Raw genomic sequence first — 17,038 nt, forward strand, 5'->3', positions numbered from 1 at the left:
CAGGTAAATCAGTTCACCTTTATCAGCCCTGGGGTTTTCGATGACGACGGTCACGCCATCCTGTGCATCATGCAGATCCACACAACCTTCGTCGGCTTCCAGCACAGTGGGCCCTGGCAGTGGTCGCCGTTCCAGGATGTCAACCATCAGTGCCGTTACTTCAGAGTAACGAGGCCCCTGACCTGCTTGCTTGACGCAATAATCGATGGAAACGCAGGAGCCCAGATTCGGCGCAATGCACTGCGGGCTGACCCAAAACGAAAGTTCCTCCCCCACAGCGAAGGACTCGACCTTGAGTGCATCACTGAAACTTGCTTCGACCGAAACGCCCGCCCAGGTCAGCAACACCCAGTCGCCTGCCGCCATGCGTGCATAGGGTTTGATCGTAACGATCGCCCCTTCTTTCACCTGATCGGGATCAAGCGTTCTACCCACCGCATCGTTCACTGTCGCAGGCAACAGGTCGGATTGCACATCACCCACACTCAGTTGCAAACGATGGGAGTGCACGGGCTCGGCAAAACGGGTGCTTGTGAGTGAGTAACCGATTTCGAGTGAACCACCATCAAGCGTCGCAATATGTGCGCTACCCACGGCAAAGATCATGTCCTCGCCGACCCGGTCCTCACTGACATAACGCACTACCTGATGGTTGCGGGCGACGCCATCGGCATCCAGACCCGCCCAACTCAATAGCAATTTGTCGCCGCAGGTCATGCCCGGATAAGGCTGGACCCTGATGACGGCTTTTCTGTCAGAGGGGTTCAGAACGCCGTTTTCCGCCTGCTCAAGTATTGGAGGTGGTAATGGTTGCTGCGCGAGATTCAAGGTATCGGGTTCATAAACAGTCATTCATTCGCTCCAGTCCTTGAAATAAACACCGAACAGGTGGCCGGCTTTGGATGACGACTATTTAACCTCGCGGCAAGCAGCCGTGATGTCGGCCTCTCACCCCGTCTCGCTCGGAAAATCGATACATACGAAGTAGGTCTTTGATCAGCAGCAAGCTGATTGCCGTGAAAAGTCCTCAATTTATTCCGACTAAGGCCTCAGCCGCTCTTGAGCATTCGCACTTGTTCTATTCCTCTTTCCACAAGTTTCGGCGGACTTTTCATACATCGCGCCAACCTCKAGTGTTTTAGAGTGAAACGCCATGCAGTCCCAACGAACTTCTGTGCAAAGGTAAGAACATGCAAAGGAATGCAAGCACTTGTTATCCAATACTGCTGGTCCACGGCCTTTTCGGCTTCGACAGAATCGGCAAGTTCGAACTCTTTCACGACATCAGGCAGGCGTTGAGGAACGCCGGAGCAAGGGTGTTCGTCCCCTACTTGTCGGCCATCCATGACAACGAGGTACGCGGTGACCAATTGCTCACACAGATCGAGCGGGTACTGGAAGGAACCGGTGCACGCAAAGTCAACCTCATAGGTCATAGCCAGGGCGCACTGACCGCACGTTATGCCGCAGCGATTGCGCCACACAGCGTGGCATCGGTGACTTCCGTCAGCGGTCCGAACCATGGCTCGGAACTGGCCGATTTCCTGCGCAAGGCATTGGCACCGGGCTGCCTGCCGGAACATGTGGCCGAGACGGTGGTGACCCTGTTTGCCGACTTCCTCGCAACATTGAGCGACAACCAGTACCAACCGCAGAACGCCATTGCGGCCCTCAATGCGCTGACCACCGAAGGCGTAGGCGCATTCAACGACAAATACCCGCAAGGGCTGCCCACCATCTGGGGTGGCAAGGGGCGCGAACGGGTCAACGGTGTGCGTTACTACTCGTGGAGCGGCGTGCTGCAGTCGAATGTTCTTGAGGAAGGGCTCAATGGGTTCGATCCGCTCAACGCGTTCTGCCGGGCCCTTTCCGGTTATTTCGTCACGGAAAGCGAGCAGAACGACGGATTGGTCGGTCGCTTCAGTTCCCATCTGGGCACGGTTATCCGCTCAGACTATGCACTGGATCATCTGGACACCATTGGTCAACCGACCGGCCAGTTGCGCACAGGTGTCGACCCGATCGAACTGTATGTCCAGCATGCCGAACGCTTGAGAGACGCCGGCCTTTGAGGTGCCACCTGCCGTGATCCCGTGTGGAACGGAACTTTGAGGAGAAATAGCTCACGCAATCCGGTAGGCTCCGCACTTTATCGAGTATTGAAAGGAGTATTTTCCCATGGCTAAAGCCACTGCCCGTCACATCCTTGTTGCCTCGCAAGACAAGTGCAACGAACTCAAGGCCCAAATCGAGGCTGGTGCCGATTTCGCCGAAGTTGCCAAGGCAAACTCCACCTGCCCTTCCAGCCGCCAGGGCGGTGACCTGGGTTCGTTCGGCCCGGGCCAGATGGTCAAGGAATTCGACACCGTGGTTTTCAGCGCACCAATCAACGTGGTCCAGGGCCCGGTCAAGACCCAGTTCGGTTTTCACCTGCTGGAAGTGACCAGCCGTCAGGACTGATCGACGCTTGAGCTACTCTCACAACGGCCCGCCTTTTGGTGGGCCGTTGTGTTTCAGGTGCGTAATTCGGCTGGCGAGGGACGCGCCGCTAGCGTACAAATTGTCGTTAACGACCACCCGGCTCCAAGGCTGACAATGCGACTGGCTTTCCCTACCTTATTATTCACTGCCGTGGCCCTGCTGATGGGTGCCGCCGGTGTGAATGCTGAACCGCAGCATGCATTGACCGTTTATGGCGAACCGGCGAAATACCCTGCCGGTTTCAGCCATTTCGCCTACACCAATCCGCAGGCCCCCAAGGGCGGCACGATGCGGCGCTCGGCGATCGAAATCGGTCAGTTCGACCATGTTTTGCCTTATATCGACAAAGGCATCGGCGTCACGCAGATCGACGGCCTGCTCTATTCACCACTGGCCCAGCGCTCGCTGGACGAACCGTACACCGTGTACGGCCTGGTGGCTGAAAAGATGGATCGCGCCGAAGACGGCCTGTCCCTGCGTTTTTACCTCAATCCCAAGGCGCGTTTTGCCGATGGCAAACCGATTACCGCCGAAGACGTGCGTTACACCTTCGACCTGCTGATGACCCAGGGCAGCCTGCGTTACCGTACCCAGTTCGCCGACGTCAAAAGTGTCGAAGTGGAATCGCCACTGACCGTGCGCTTTGATTTCAAGAACAACGAAAATCACACCTTGACCCTGGATATCGCAACCTTGCCGGTGTTTCCCGAACACTGGTGGAAGAGCCGCGATTTCGCCAGTGGCGGCGGCTATGAAGCGCCGCTGGGCAGCGGCCCCTATAAAGTCGGCAAGATCGACTCCGGACGCAGCATCACCTTCGAGCGCAATCCCGATTGGTGGGGCAAGGACCTGCCGGTCAGTCGTGGCCTGTACAACTTCGATCACTTCAGCATCGAATACTTCGGCGATACCGACGTGGCGCGCCAGGTGTTGCGCGGTGGCGCCTATGACTACAACCGGGAATTTTCCGCCACCGCTTACTCCATCGGCTACGACAGCCCGGCCCTGAGCGACGGTCGCCTGCAAAAAGCCCACCTCGCCACCGAGGCACCGCAGCCGGCCCAGGGTTTTGTGTTCAATCTGCAAAAGCCCATGTTCCAGGACCGTCGCGTGCGCCAGGCGCTGGCGATGCTGTGGGACTTCGAGTGGAGCAACCGGCAGATGATGCGTGACATGTACATCCGCCAGCAGAGCTTTTTCTCCAATACCGATCTTGCGGCCCGGCGACTGCCGGATGCCGGTGAGCTGGCGATTCTCGAACCGCTACGCGGGCAGGTTCCCGATGAAGTCTTCACCAAGGTGTTCGAAGCGCCGAAGACCGATGGCAGCGGCGTGATCCGCGACAAGCAACTGCAAGCCCTGGACTTGCTCGAACAGGCCGGCTGGAAACCCGATGGCGACCAACTGGTCAATGCCGACGGCGAGCCGTTGAGCTTCACGTTCCTGATCAGCCAAAACGGCATGGACCGTCTGCTGTTGCCCTATAAACGCACGTTGAAACAGATCGGCATCGACCTGAACATCCGCCGCATCGACTCCTCCCAGTACGTCAATCGCCTGATGAGCCGCGACTACGACATGATCGTCACCGGCTACCCTGTCACCACGTCTCCGGGAAACGAACTGCTCAATTATTTCGGTTCGGCGGCGGCCACCGACCCGGGATCAAACAACTACATGGTGTTGAAGAACCCGGCAGTGGACACCCTGATCACCGGGCTGATCCATGCCAATACCCAGGCTGACATGCTGCATTTCGCTCATGCCCTGGACCGGGTGCTGCAATGGAATTACTACTGGATTCCCAACTATTACCCGCCAGGCACCTCGACGGTCTGGTGGAATCGCTTTGGCATCCCGAACGTGCAGGCGAGCAATGACGAAGCCATCGAGAGCTGGTGGGAGATGAGCACCACGCCATTGACCAACCAACAGATGACGGCCGAGCGTATCAGCCGTGGCAAACCCGGAGGGCCGCACTGATGTGGGCTTACATATTGCGGCGCCTGCTGCTGATCATTCCGACGCTGGTGATCATTCTTCTGGTCAACTTTGTCATCGTCCAGGCCGCACCGGGCGGGCCGGTCGAACAGGCCATCGCACACCTGCAAGGCATTGGCGGCGCAGCAGTTGGCGGCGGCGGTTCCGGCGAAGCCATGAGTGGCAAGTCCAGGGCCAGTCGCGGGCTCGATCCGCAGCTGATCAAGGACATTGAAAAACAGTACGGCTTCGATAAACCGGCACACGAACGCCTCTGGCTGATGCTCACCAGCTACGCACGCCTGGACTTCGGCAAGAGCTTCTTTCGCGGCGCCACCGTCACCGACCTGATCCTCGAAAAAATGCCCGTGACCATTTCCCTCGGGCTCTGGGCGACGCTGATCACCTATCTGGTGTCGATTCCCCTGGGCATCCGCAAGGCCGTGCACCATGGCAGCCAATTCGACATCTGGAGCAGTACCGCGATCATCATCGGCTATGCCATGCCGGCGTTCCTGTTTGCGATGTTCCTGATCGTGGTCTTTGCCGGTGGCACTTCGCTGAACTGGTTCCCGGTTCGCGGACTGGTCTCGGACAACTTCGACTCGCTATCGACCCTGGGTAAAGTGGCTGACTACTTCTGGCATCTGGTGTTGCCGGTGACCTCGCTGGTAATCGGCGGCTTCGCCACGCTGACCATCCTGACCAAAAACTCGTTCCTCAATGAAATCACCCGCCAGTACGTGGTCACCGCCAGGGCCAAGGGTTTGAGTGAACGGCGGGTACTGTATGGACACGTGTTCCGCAATGCCATGCTGTTGGTGGTATCAGGCATTCCCCAAGCGTTTATCAGTGTATTTTTTGCCGGCTCCCTGCTGATCGAGGTGATCTTCTCCCTCGACGGCCTGGGCCGCATGAGTTACGAAGCGGCGGTATCCCGGGACTATCCGGTGGTGTTCGGCTCGCTGTTCATCTTCACCCTGTTCGGCCTTTTGATAAAACTGGTCGGCGACCTCTGCTACACCCTGGTCGACCCGCGTATCGACTTTGCCGCGAGGAACGCCTGATGTTCAAGCTTTCACCGCTGGCGCGCCGRCGCTTCGATCGTTTCAAGAAAAACCGTCGGGGCTGGTGGTCGCTCTGGCTGTTCATCGGCCTGTTCTTGATGACCCTGGGCGGCGAACTGATCGCCAACGACAAACCGCTGATGGTCAGCTATCAAGGCCAGTGGTACTTTCCGGTCTTCAAGCGCCACACCGAACAGGAATTCGGCGGGCAGCTGCCATTCCAGGCCGACTACCGCAGCGACTACGTGCAAAAGCTGATCGAGAAGGACGGTGGCTGGTTGCTGTTTCCACCGATTCCGTTCAGTGACGACACGCCCAACTATGACCTGGACAAACCCGCCCCCAGCCCGCCCTCCAGCGTCAATTGGCTGGGCACCGACGACCAGGCACGGGACGTTCTGGCCCGGGTGATCTTCGGTGCCCGGGTGTCGATCCTGTTTGCCTTGATGCTGACGTTTGTCAGTGCCCTGATCGGCATCGCGGCCGGCGCCTTGCAAGGCTATTACGGCGGCTGGGTGGATTTGCTCGGCCAGCGCCTGCTGGAGGTGTGGTCCGGGTTGCCGGTGCTGTACCTGCTGATCATTCTGTCGGGCTTCGTCGAACCGAATTTCTGGTGGCTGCTGGGCATCATGGCGCTGTTTTCATGGCTGGCCCTGGTGGACGTGGTGCGTGCCGAGTTCCTGCGCGGGCGCAACCTGGAGTACGTCAAGGCCGCGCGCGCGCTGGGCCTGACCGACCGCAAAGTCATCGTGCGGCACATTCTGCCCAACGCCATGAACGCGACCTTGAGCTACCTGCCATTCATTCTCACCGGGGCGATTTCCACCCTGACGGCACTGGACTTCCTCGGTTTCGGCATGCCTGCCGGCAGCGCGTCCCTGGGTGAACTGATCGGCCAGGGCAAGCAAAACCTGCAAGCGCCGTGGCTGGGCCTGACGGCGTTTTTCACCCTGGCGCTGATTCTTTCTTTACTGGTGTTTATCGGCGAGGCGTTGCGAGACGCCTTCGATCCGAGATCTTGATGCGGACGGCTGATATGACCAACCTGATCGAAATCCGTGACCTCAGCGTGGCCTTCAGCGGCCAGACCGTGGTGCGCAATCTGTGCCTGGACATCCGTCCCGGCGAATGCCTGGCGCTAGTGGGCGAATCGGGTTCGGGCAAGTCGGTGACGGCCCACTCGATCCTGCAATTGCTGCCGCAAACCGATACCGAGACAACGGGCAGCATTCGCTATCGCGGCCAGGAACTGGTAGGCGCCGATGCTGGCAAGTTGCGACAACTGCGCGGCAATCGCGTCGCGATGATCTTCCAGGAGCCGATGACCTCCCTCAACCCGCTGCACAGCATTGAAAAGCAGATCGGCGAAACGCTGCTGGTGCACAAAGGCCTGGCGGGCAAGGCGGCGCAAGAGCGGATTGTTGAATTGCTGCACCTGGTGGGCATCCAGAAACCCGAGGAACGCCTCAAGGCCTATCCCCATCAATTGTCCGGCGGGCAGCGCCAGCGGGTGATGATCGCCATGGCCCTGGCCTGCGAACCGGAACTGCTGATCGCCGACGAACCGACCACTGCGCTGGATGTGACGGTGCAGCGCAAGATCCTGCTGCTGCTCAAATCCCTGCAACAACGGCTGGGCATGTCGCTGCTGCTGATCAGCCATGACCTCAATCTGGTACGCAGCATCGCCCAGCGCGTGTGCGTAATGAAGGCTGGGGAAATCGTCGAGCAGGCACCTTGCGAAATCCTTTTCACCGAACCGAAGCACCCTTACAGCTGCGTATTGCTGCACGCCGAACCCGAGGGCGAAGCCTTGCCCCGGGACGAGCGCGAAAACGTACTGGAGGTGGACAATCTGCAGGTGCGGTTTCCCGTCGGTGGTGGCCTGTTTCAACGCAAAACCTGGCTGCGCGCCGTCGATGGCATCAGCCTGAATATTCAGCGCGGCAAAACCCTGGGCATCGTCGGTGAGTCCGGTTCCGGCAAGTCCACGCTCGGTCAGGCGATTCTGCGTTTGCTCGACTCCGAAGGCAGCATCCGCTTTCAGGGCCAGGCGCTGGACGACCTGACGCAAAAACAGCTGCGACCGTGGCGCAAGAAGATGCAGGTGGTGTTCCAGGACCCTTTCGGCAGCCTCAGCCCAAGGATGTCCGTGGCACAAATCATCAGCGAAGGCCTGGAAGTGCACAGCCAGCTGAGCCCTGAAGAGTGCAATGCCGAAGTGATCCGGGCACTGAGCGAAGTCGGCCTCGACCCGCAAAGTCGCCATCGCTATCCCCACGAGTTCTCCGGGGGGCAGCGCCAGCGCATCGCCATCGCCCGGGCACTGGTGCTGAAGCCGGCGCTGATCCTGCTCGACGAACCGACCTCTGCGCTCGACCGCACGGTACAGAAACAGGTGGTCGCCCTGCTCCGCCAGCTTCAGGAAAAACACGGTTTGACCTACCTGTTCATCAGCCATGACCTGGCGGTGGTGCGCGCCCTGGCCCACGACATGATCGTGATCAAGGATGGCAAAGTGGTGGAACGCGGCGCCAGCCATGAGGTGTTTGACTCGCCGCAGCATCCGTACACCAAGGAGCTGTTGGCGGCGGCGATGTTGGGGCAGGCATAATCGGTTGCATGAAGTTGGACCGAGCCGCGGCCATCGCGAGCAGGCTCGCTCCTACAGTTGATCTGTGTCGTACACAAATCCCCTGTAGGAGCGAGCCTGCTCGCGAAGAGGCCGGCACAGGCAATACACAACCAGGATCAGTACCCATGAACACCACCGAAAGCCTCAAGGACTACCAGCGTGTTCGCCTGCTGGCGATCCGCTCGTTGTTCGAGATCATCGAGCAGTCGAGCGAGGGCACGGTGATTGTCGACCGCGATGCCAACATCGTCTGGATGAATGAACGCTATGCCCGGCGCTTTGGCCTGCAATCGGCGGAAGTTGCAATCGGCAAGCCCTGCGAAAGCGTGATCCCCGGCAGCCTGTTGCGTGAAGTGGTGCRCAGCGGCCGGCCGATTTTGCTGGATATGCAAGACACCCCCAAAGAACCGCTGGTGGTCATGCGCCTGCCGATTCACGATGACGCCGGCGTGGTGATCGGCGCCATCGGTTTCGCCCTGTTCGACGAATTGCGCAGCCTGTCGCCGATGCTCAAGCGCTACATGAGCATGCAGGAAGAACTGGCCTCCACCCGCTCGCTGCTGCGGGCGCGGCAGACCAGATACAACTTCGCCCATTTCATYGGCACCAGCGCCGCCAGCCTGGAAGTCAAACGCCGCGCCCGGCGCAGTGCGAGTACCGAATCGCCGGTGCTGTTGCTTGGTGAAACCGGCACCGGCAAGGAATTGCTGGCCCAGGCGATCCACAATGCCTCGCCCCGGGCGCACAAGGCGTTTGTCAGTGTCAACAGCGCGGCGATTCCCGAATCGCTGCTGGAAGCCGAGTTCTTCGGCACAGCCCCTGGCGCATTTACCGGTGCCGACCGCAAGGGCCGCGCCGGCAAATTGCAGATCGCCCAAGGCGGCACACTGTTCCTCGACGAAATCGGCGACATGCCGCTGCCCCTGCAAAGCAAACTGTTGCGGGTGTTGCAGGAAAAGGAATTCGAGCCGGTGGGCTCCAACGAAGTGATCCAGAGCGATGTGCGGGTGATCGCCGCGACCTCAACGGACCTCGAGGCTGCCATCAAACGCGGCGAATTCCGCGCCGATTTGTACTACCGCCTCAATGTGCTGCCGATCCAGGTTCCACCCCTGCGCGATCGCCTGGATGACGTGCCGGCGCTCAGTGAAGCGATTCTTGAGGAACTGCGCAGCCAGCATGAACTGCACCACGAGGCCCTGGAACTGTTGGGACAACACGCCTGGCCGGGGAACATCCGCGAACTGCGCAATGTGCTGGAGCGGGCCGCGCTGCTCAGTGATGACTTGCGCCTGACGGCGGCGGACATCCGCGCGGCGATTGGTACGTTCACCCAGGTGGAGCGCGTGGCGCTCTTGACCATCGAGCCGCTTGCCCATGAAACGTTCAGTGCGGCGCGGGAGCGATTTGACCGGCAATTGATTGAAACCACCCTTGCGCAATGCGGGGGCAAGGTGGTTGATGCGGCGGCGCGGCTGGGGCTTGGACGGTCGACGCTGTACAAGAAGATGGTGGCGCTGGGGATAGCAGAGTCTCCATAAAGAGACATACATCTCCATTGATAGACAATTCATCGCGAGCAAGCTCGCTCCCACAGTAGACCGTGTTCTCCCGACTTACTCCGTCCCCCTGTGGGAGCGAGCTTGCTCGCGATGAGGCCAGCACTATCGCCAGAAGTCTCCAGTTAGAGACAAATCATTCGAATCCAGCCCATAGAAATCAAATATATTCTTATATTTCAACAACTTAACAAGATGGCACAAAACTAGCTATACGCCTCTCCTACCAGGCTTCACCCAACAAAAATAACAACCCAGGAGAGACACACCATGAGTGTGATCATTGCCTTGGCAGCCCTCGCGCTGCTGATGCTGGCTGCCTACCGTGGCTACAGCGTTATCCTTTTTGCCCCGATTGCCGCTCTCGGCGCTGTCCTGCTGACTGACCCGTCTGCCGTCGCCCCCGCTTTCACCGGGGTGTTCATGGAAAAAATGGTCGGTTTCATCAAACTGTATTTCCCGGTATTCCTGCTCGGCGCGGTGTTCGGCAAGCTGATCGAACTGTCCGGTTTCTCGCGCTCCATCGTCGCGGCGGCGATTCGCCTGCTCGGCACCCGCCAGGCGATGCTGGTGATCGTGCTGGTCTGCGCCTTGCTGACCTACGGCGGCGTGTCGCTGTTTGTGGTGGTGTTTGCGGTCTATCCGTTTGCCGCCGAGATGTTCCGCCAAAGCAACATCCCCAAGCGCCTGATCCCGGCGACCATTGCCCTCGGTGCGTTCTCGTTCACCATGGACGCCCTGCCCGGCACGCCACAAATCCAGAACATCATCCCCAGCACGTTCTTCAACACCACCGCGTGGGCAGCGCCGTGGCTGGGCGTGATCGGCACGATCTTCGTGTTCTGTGCCGGCATGCTGTTTCTCCAGCGTCAGCGCAACAAGGCCCAGCGTGCCGGTGAAGGCTATGGTTCTGACCTGCGCAACGAGCCGGAAACCGCCGCCGATCTCAAGCTACCCAACCCGTGGCTCGCACTCTCGCCACTGCTCGCGGTGGGCATCATGAACCTGCTGTTCACCCACTGGATTCCGCAGGTGTATGGCAAGACCCACAGCCTCGCGCTGCCGGGCATGGCCGCGCCGGTGACCACGGAAATCGCCAAGCTCACGGCGATCTGGGCCGTACAGGCAGCCTTGCTGGTCGGCATCCTCATGGTGCTGGTGTTTGGCTACAAGGCGATCAGCCGCAAGCTCGCCGAAGGCAGTAAAAGCGCGGTGAGCGGTGCCTTGCTGGCGGCGATGAACACCGCCTCGGAATACGGTTTCGGCGCGGTGATCGCGTCCTTGCCGGGCTTTCTGGTGCTGGCCGACTGGCTCAAGAGCATCCCCAACCCACTGGTCAACGAAGCGATTACCGTGACCCTGCTGGCCGGCATCACCGGCTCCGCCTCGGGTGGCATGAGCATCGCGCTGGCGGCGATGTCCGAGCAGTTCATCAGTGCCGCCCATGCGGCGAACATTCCCCTGGAAGTGCTGCACCGGGTCGCAGCGATGGCCAGCGGCGGCATGGACACCCTGCCGCACAATGGCGCGGTGATTACCCTGTTGGCGGTCACAGGGCTAACCCACCGCGAGGCTTACAAAGACATTTTCTGTATTACGCTGATCAAGACCCTGGCGGTTTTCGTAGTGATCGGCACCTTCTACGCCACTGGCATTGTGTGAGGTATTCATGACGACTCTTTCGGGCAAGACCGCACTGGTCACCGGTTCCACCAGCGGTATCGGTTTGGGCATCGCCCTGAGCCTGGCCAAGGCTGGCGCCAACCTGATCCTCAACGGCTTCGGCGATGCATCCAAGGTGATTGCCGAAGTCGAACAGTTCGGCGGCAAGGTCGGCCATCACCCGGCCGATGTCAGCGATCCGGCACAAATTGCCGACATGATCGCCTACGCCGAGCGCGAGTTCGGCGGCGTCGACATTCTGGTCAACAACGCTGGCATTCAACACGTGGCAGCGGTGGATGAGTTTCCGGTAGAGCGCTGGGATTCGATCATCGCCATCAACCTGTCGTCGGTGTTTCACAGCACGCGGTTGAGCCTGCCGGGCATGCGCGCCAAGGGCTGGGGTCGGGTGATCAACATTGCTTCGGTGCATGGCCTGGTCGGCTCGGTGGGCAAGTCGGCCTATGTCGCCGCCAAGCACGGGGTGATCGGCTTGACCAAAGTGGTCGCGCTGGAAACCGCGACCACCCAGGTCACCTGCAATGCGATCTGCCCAGGCTGGGTATTGACGCCACTGGTGCAGAAGCAGATTGATGATCGTGCCGCCAGTGGGGTTGATCCGCAGCAGGCGCAGCATGATTTGCTCGCTGAAAAGCAGCCATCGCTGGAGTTCGTGACACCGCCGCAACTGGGTGAGCTGGTGCTGTTCTTGTGTAGCGAAGCCGGCAGCCAGGTGCGTGGCGCGGCATGGAATGTTGATGGTGGGTGGTTGGCGCAGTGACTGACCGCTAAACCGCGTTATCGTTCTTCGCGAGCAGGCTCGCTCCCACATGGAAATGCGATCCCCTGTAGGAGCGAGCCTGCTCGCGATCGAGTGCACTGCACTCGCCAACAAGAAGAGGCAAACCATGTCCGACATCCTCTGGCAACCCGACGCCAAACGCATTGGCAAGACCCGCATGGAGGCCTTCCGGCGCTTCGTCAATCAGCGGCATCACCTCAAGATTGACGACTACCCTGACCTGCACCAATGGTCCATCGAGCAACGCCCGGACTTCTGGCAGGCCATCGTCGACTTCTTCGACATCCGCTTCCACGAGCAACCCGACGCGGTGCTGCTCGAAGGCCCGCAGATGCCCAGCGCCCAGTGGTTCCCCGGCGCAACGCTGAACTTTGCCGAACACCTGCTACAGCGTCGCGATGATGCGATCGCCGTGATAGCCGTTGGCGAAAACGGTCTGCGTGAACATTTGACCTGGGCCGAGCTCGCGGAACATGTCGCCGGCTTTCAAAACGGGCTGATAGCGGCCGGTGTCAGGGTTGGCGACCGGGTCGCCGCGTGCATGCCCAACACCTGGCAAACCCTGGTGGCCATGCTCGCCACCACCAGCCTTGGCGCAATCTGGTCCTGTTCTTCGCCCGACTTCGGCACCCAAGGGGTGGTTGACCGTTTCGGCCAGATCGAACCGAAAGTGCTGGTGACCTGCGCCGGTTATCGCTACGCCGGCAAGGAAATCGACCAGACCGCCAAGCTCAACGAAATCCTCGAGCGCCTGCCGTCGTTGCAGCAGTTGATCATCGTGCCCTATGCGCGGCCCCACACGCGGATCGAACACTTCCGTACCCCGGCCAACGTGACGCTGTGGAACGATTTCTATGAACCTGGCGGCGAGCCCGATTTCGTCCCCGTGCCCTTCGCCCATCCGCTGTACATCCTCTACTCCAGCGGCACCACCGGCGTGCCCAAATGCATCATCCACAGTACCGGCGGCGTACTCCTGCAACACGTCAAGGAACACGGCCTGCACTGCGATCTCGGCCCCGGCGAGCGCCTGTTCTACTACACCACCTGCGGCTGGATGATGTGGAACTGGCTGGTGTCGGCATTGGCGGTCGRCAGTGCGGTGGTGCTGTACGACGGTTCGCCGTTCCACCCCGACCCGCAACGCTTGATCGACCTGATCGACGACGAGGGCATCAGTGTCTTTGGCACCAGCCCCAAATACCTCGCGACCCTGGAAAGCAGCGGTATCAAGCCCCGTGAAAGCCATGACCTGAGCAGCCTCAAGATGCTGCTATGCACCGGCTCGGCGCTGTCACCGCACAGTTACGACTTCGTCTATCGCGACTTCAAGGCTGACGTGTGTCTGGCCTCGATGTCCGGTGGCACCGACATCGTCTCGTGCTTCGTCAACGGCAACCCTGTGTCGCCCATCAGACGTGGCGAAATCATGGGCAAGAGCCTGGGCATGGCCGTCGAAGTGTGGAACGACGAAGGCCAACCGGTAATCGGCGAAAAAGGCGAACTGGTCTGCACCCGGCACTTCCCGGCGATACCCGTTGGCCTGTGGAACGATCCCGATGGCGAGAAACTGCGCAAATCCTATTTCAGCCTGTTCCCCGGCGTCTGGGCCCAAGGTGATTACGCCGAACAACGGCCCCATGGCGGTATGATGATCCACGGGCGCTCCGATGCCGTGCTCAACCCCGGAGGCGTGCGCATCGGTACGGCGGAAATCTATCGCCAGGTGGAAAAAATCCCACAGGTGCTCGACAGCGTGGCCATCGGTCAACAGTGGCAGGATGACGTGCGGGTGGTGCTATTCGTACAGTTGCGCGACGGGGTCGAACTGGACGAGGCGCTGCAACAGCAGATCCGCCAGACGATTCGCGCCAACACCACGCCACGCCATGTGCCGGCGAAGATTGTCGCGGTCACCGACATTCCCCGGACCATCAGCGGCAAAGTCGTTGAGTTGGCGGTACGCAATGTGGTGCATGGTCAGAAGGTGAAGAACACCGATGCCCTGGCCAATCCCGAGGCGTTGGAGCAGTACCGAAACAGGCCCGAACTCCAGTCTTGAAACCCGGTTACCTGTGGGAGCGAGCTTGCTCGCGATGGCGTCGGGTCAATTTGCATTGATGTCAACTGACACTCCGCTATCGCGAGCAAGCTCGCTCCCACAGTAACCGCTCAAGCCTTCGAATCAACCTGCGCCTGTCACCTGTGCAAGAATAGACGCCAGCTATAGCGAATTGGCGCAGGACACCCGGATGAACGCAACACCAACCGCCAGCGATGCCCAGGCCTTGATCGCCCGCATCGACTGGACAAGCAGCCCCCTGGGCGCGGCCAGCAAATGGCCACAAAGCCTGCGAACCGCCGTGGACATCGTCATTCACTCACCGATGCCGATGCTGCTGCTATGGGGCCCGCAACTGACGCAGATCTACAACGACGGCTTCGCCCTGCTCGCTGGAAGCAAACATCCACACGCTTTCGGCCAACCGGCACACCTGATCTGGCCAGAGTTGAAAGACTTTACCGACCCGATATACAGCGCCGTCCTGCAAGGTCAGGTGCGAAGCTACAGCGAGCAGCGCTTCACCCTGCAACGTGAGGGCCGGGAGACTGACTTCTGGCTCGACCTGACCTACAGCCCGATCCGTGACGAAAGTGCCAAGGTGGCCGGGATCCTGGTCACCGCCATCGAAACCAACGAACGCCGGCGCATCGCCCTCGAACTCGAACAGCGCTCGGCGGCCAGTCTCAAGGCCCAGCGCGAAACCGAGGAGCGCCTGCAACTGGCCCTCGCCGCCACCGACGCGGTCGGTACCTGGGACTGGGACATCAGCGAGGACCGCTTCATCGCCGATGCGCATTTTGCCCAACTGCACGGCATCGACCCGGCCATGGCCAGCCAGTTGCCGATCAGCGAGTACCTGCACGGCGTACACCCGCAAGACCGCGCCCTGATCGCCCGCAGCATCAAGCATTGCATCACCCACGGCACTGAGTACGCCGAGGAGTATCGCCTGCTGCAAACCGACGGCCAGATGCGCTGGGTGTTTGCCCGCGGTCGCTGCTACAAGGATCACCACGGCCGGCCGATGCGCTTCCTCGGCGCCGCCCTGGACCTGACCGAACGCAAACACACCGAACAGGCCCTGCGCCAGAGCCAGACCGAGCTGCAACTGATCATCAACGCCATGCCGGTCCTGATCAGCTACGTCGACCGCGAAGAACGCTTTCGCCTGAACAATGCGGCGTACCTCGACTGGTACGGCCTGACGCCGCAAGAGCTTTACGGGCTTACCATTCTTGAAGTGCTTGGCGAAGAAGCCTATGCGCTATGCGCCCAGTACATCACTGAGGCGCTGTCCGGCCGGCCCTGCTGTTTCAGCATCAGCACGCCACACCGCGACGGCAGCATCCGCCAGGCCTTGATGAATTACCTGCCACGCCACGGCGCAGACGGCGCGGTAAACGGTTTCTACATCTTCGTGATCGATGAAACCGAAAGCAAAAAGACCGAAGAAGCCTTGCGCAACCTGAACGAAACCCTTGAGGAACGGGTTGCCGCCCGCACCCGCCAACTGGCCGAGGCCAACGAGCGCCTGCAGAACGAGATGTTCGAACGTGAGCGTGCCGAAGACACCTTGCGCCATGCCCAGAAAATGGATGCGGTCGGCCAGCTTACCGGCGGCATCGCCCATGACTTCAACAATATGCTCACCGGCATCATCGGCAGTCTCGACCTGATGCAGCGCTACATTGCCGACGGCCGCGTGGCCGAAATTGGCAGGTTCACTGAAGCGGCCGTGTCCTCGGCCAACCGTGCCGCCGCCCTCACCCATCGCTTGCTGGCGTTCTCCCGGCGGCAGTCGCTCAACCGCAAGCCGCTGAACCCCAACGAGTTGATTCACTCGCTCGAAGACTTGTTCAGTCGAACCAAGGGCGACCACATCGAACTCAAACTGCAACTGGCCAAAAACATCTGGCGGATCAGCACGGATGTCAGTCAGTTGGAAAACGCCTTGCTCAACCTGGTGATCAACGCCCGGGACGCCATGCCGGATGGCGGCGTGCTGCAGATCGAAACCGCCAATGTGTACCTCGACGGCAGCGACATCACGACCCTGGAACCGGTCAAGGCCGGCGACTACGTGATGATTACCGTCAGCGACAACGGCACCGGCATGACGCCCTTGGTGCTGGCCAAGGCATTCGACCCGTTCTTCACCACCAAGCCCATTGGCCAGGGCACCGGCTTGGGCTTGTCGATGATTTACGGGTTCGCCCAACAATCGGGGGGGCACGTCAGTCTGTTCAGCCTGCCTGAACGGGGCACCAGCGTGCGCTTGTACCTGCCGCGCCTGCATTCGGCCGAGCCGGAAAAAATCCTGTCGCCCGTCGGCGGCGAGGCACCGGCGGCGATTGCCGGCGAAACCGTGATGCTGGTAGAGGACGATGCGGCGGTGCGCATGCTGGTAATGGACCTGCTCAAGGAGCTCGGCTACCGCGCCCATGAAGCCGAAGATGCCAAGAGCGCCCTGCCGGTGCTGGAGTCAGACCTGCGGCTGGACCTGCTGGTGACCGACGTCGGGTTGCCGGGCATGAACGGCCGACAACTGGCAGAAATCGCCCGCCAGCACCGTCCCGAACTGAAAGTACTGTTCATGACCGGTTACGCGGAAATCGCCGCCGAACGCCAGGGTTTCCTCGAAGAAGGCATGGACATGGTGGCCAAGCCATTTTCCATCGACCTGCTGGCCAACAAGATTCGCACGATGATCGGTCAACCGCACTGACTTGAGGCATAATCGCGCGCCCCCGCTGTCACCCACATAGCCGCCCACATAGCCACCACCGT

The 17,038-nt window shown here is 60.4% G+C and carries 12 protein-coding genes; 11 read left to right on the forward strand and 1 reads right to left on the reverse strand.

What is annotated here, in order from left to right:
- The coding region (locus tag AC1DU9_RS17955) for a hypothetical protein (protein WP_477810567.1) at positions 1–852 on the reverse strand (852 nt) is incomplete at its 3' end.
- A gap of 338 nt (positions 853–1,190) precedes the next feature.
- Here AC1DU9_RS17955 and AC1DU9_RS17960 point away from each other — a divergent pair.
- From AC1DU9_RS17960 to AC1DU9_RS18010, 11 genes are all read left to right on the forward strand, one after another.
- On the forward strand, positions 1,191–2,072 hold the full coding sequence (locus AC1DU9_RS17960; RefSeq protein ID WP_477810568.1) for an esterase/lipase family protein: 882 nt from the start codon (positions 1,191–1,193) through the stop codon (positions 2,070–2,072).
- 106 nt (positions 2,073–2,178) lie between these two features.
- Positions 2,179–2,460: a peptidylprolyl isomerase gene (locus tag AC1DU9_RS17965; RefSeq protein WP_477810569.1), complete on the forward strand. Its 282-nt coding sequence runs from the start codon at positions 2,179–2,181 to the stop codon at positions 2,458–2,460.
- Positions 2,461–2,595: 135 nt separating this feature from the next.
- A complete protein-coding gene (locus AC1DU9_RS17970) occupies positions 2,596–4,464 on the forward strand; it encodes an extracellular solute-binding protein (RefSeq protein WP_477810570.1) in 1,869 nt (622 codons plus the stop codon).
- Entirely contained in the window at positions 4,464–5,528 is a 1,065-nt protein-coding gene (locus tag AC1DU9_RS17975) for a microcin C ABC transporter permease YejB (RefSeq protein WP_223463974.1), read from the forward strand. Before AC1DU9_RS17970 ends, AC1DU9_RS17975 begins: the two co-directional genes overlap by 1 nt.
- Positions 5,528–6,550, forward strand: a complete 1,023-nt coding sequence (locus AC1DU9_RS17980; protein ID WP_457265942.1) for an ABC transporter permease — start codon at positions 5,528–5,530, stop codon at positions 6,548–6,550. Before AC1DU9_RS17975 ends, AC1DU9_RS17980 begins: the two co-directional genes overlap by 1 nt.
- Positions 6,551–6,564: 14 nt before the next feature.
- Positions 6,565–8,142 (forward strand): ABC transporter ATP-binding protein, encoded by a 1,578-nt coding sequence (locus AC1DU9_RS17985; RefSeq protein ID WP_457265941.1) that lies wholly within the window; start codon positions 6,565–6,567, stop codon positions 8,140–8,142.
- A gap of 146 nt (positions 8,143–8,288) precedes the next feature.
- The gene (locus tag AC1DU9_RS17990) at positions 8,289–9,704 is read left to right on the forward strand and encodes a sigma-54 interaction domain-containing protein (protein WP_477810571.1); all 1,416 of its coding nucleotides are present in this window, start codon (positions 8,289–8,291) and stop codon (positions 9,702–9,704) included.
- A 288-nt stretch (positions 9,705–9,992) separates the two neighbouring features.
- The gene (locus AC1DU9_RS17995; RefSeq protein ID WP_102702089.1) at positions 9,993–11,384 is read left to right on the forward strand and encodes a GntP family permease; all 1,392 of its coding nucleotides are present in this window, start codon (positions 9,993–9,995) and stop codon (positions 11,382–11,384) included.
- Positions 11,385–11,391: 7 nt separating this feature from the next.
- On the forward strand, positions 11,392–12,165 hold the full coding sequence (locus tag AC1DU9_RS18000; RefSeq protein WP_095941906.1) for a 3-hydroxybutyrate dehydrogenase: 774 nt from the start codon (positions 11,392–11,394) through the stop codon (positions 12,163–12,165).
- A gap of 127 nt (positions 12,166–12,292) precedes the next feature.
- Positions 12,293–14,248: an acetoacetate--CoA ligase gene (locus AC1DU9_RS18005; protein WP_477810572.1), complete on the forward strand. Its 1,956-nt coding sequence runs from the start codon at positions 12,293–12,295 to the stop codon at positions 14,246–14,248.
- A 190-nt stretch (positions 14,249–14,438) separates the two neighbouring features.
- Positions 14,439–16,976, forward strand: coding sequence for a PAS domain-containing hybrid sensor histidine kinase/response regulator (locus AC1DU9_RS18010; protein ID WP_223463298.1), 2,538 nt, complete (start codon positions 14,439–14,441; stop codon positions 16,974–16,976).
- Positions 16,977–17,038: the final 62 nt, after the last annotated feature.

It is taken from the genome of Pseudomonas sp. P4_C1 (assembly GCF_056402155.1).

What these genes read in the sequence shown, in the direction of transcription:
- AC1DU9_RS17960 (WP_477810568.1), top strand. Translation starts at nt 1,191, where the DNA reads ATGCAAAGGAATGCAAGCACTTGTTATCCAATACTGCTGGTCCACGGC.
- AC1DU9_RS17965 (WP_477810569.1), top strand. Translation starts at nt 2,179, where the DNA reads ATGGCTAAAGCCACTGCCCGTCACATCCTTGTTGCCTCGCAAGACAAG.
- AC1DU9_RS17970 (WP_477810570.1), top strand. Translation starts at nt 2,596, where the DNA reads ATGCGACTGGCTTTCCCTACCTTATTATTCACTGCCGTGGCCCTGCTG.
- AC1DU9_RS17975 (WP_223463974.1), top strand. Translation starts at nt 4,464, where the DNA reads ATGTGGGCTTACATATTGCGGCGCCTGCTGCTGATCATTCCGACGCTG.
- AC1DU9_RS17985 (WP_457265941.1), top strand. Translation starts at nt 6,565, where the DNA reads ATGACCAACCTGATCGAAATCCGTGACCTCAGCGTGGCCTTCAGCGGC.
- AC1DU9_RS17995 (WP_102702089.1), top strand. Translation starts at nt 9,993, where the DNA reads ATGAGTGTGATCATTGCCTTGGCAGCCCTCGCGCTGCTGATGCTGGCT.
- AC1DU9_RS18000 (WP_095941906.1), top strand. Translation starts at nt 11,392, where the DNA reads ATGACGACTCTTTCGGGCAAGACCGCACTGGTCACCGGTTCCACCAGC.
- AC1DU9_RS18010 (WP_223463298.1), top strand. Translation starts at nt 14,439, where the DNA reads ATGAACGCAACACCAACCGCCAGCGATGCCCAGGCCTTGATCGCCCGC.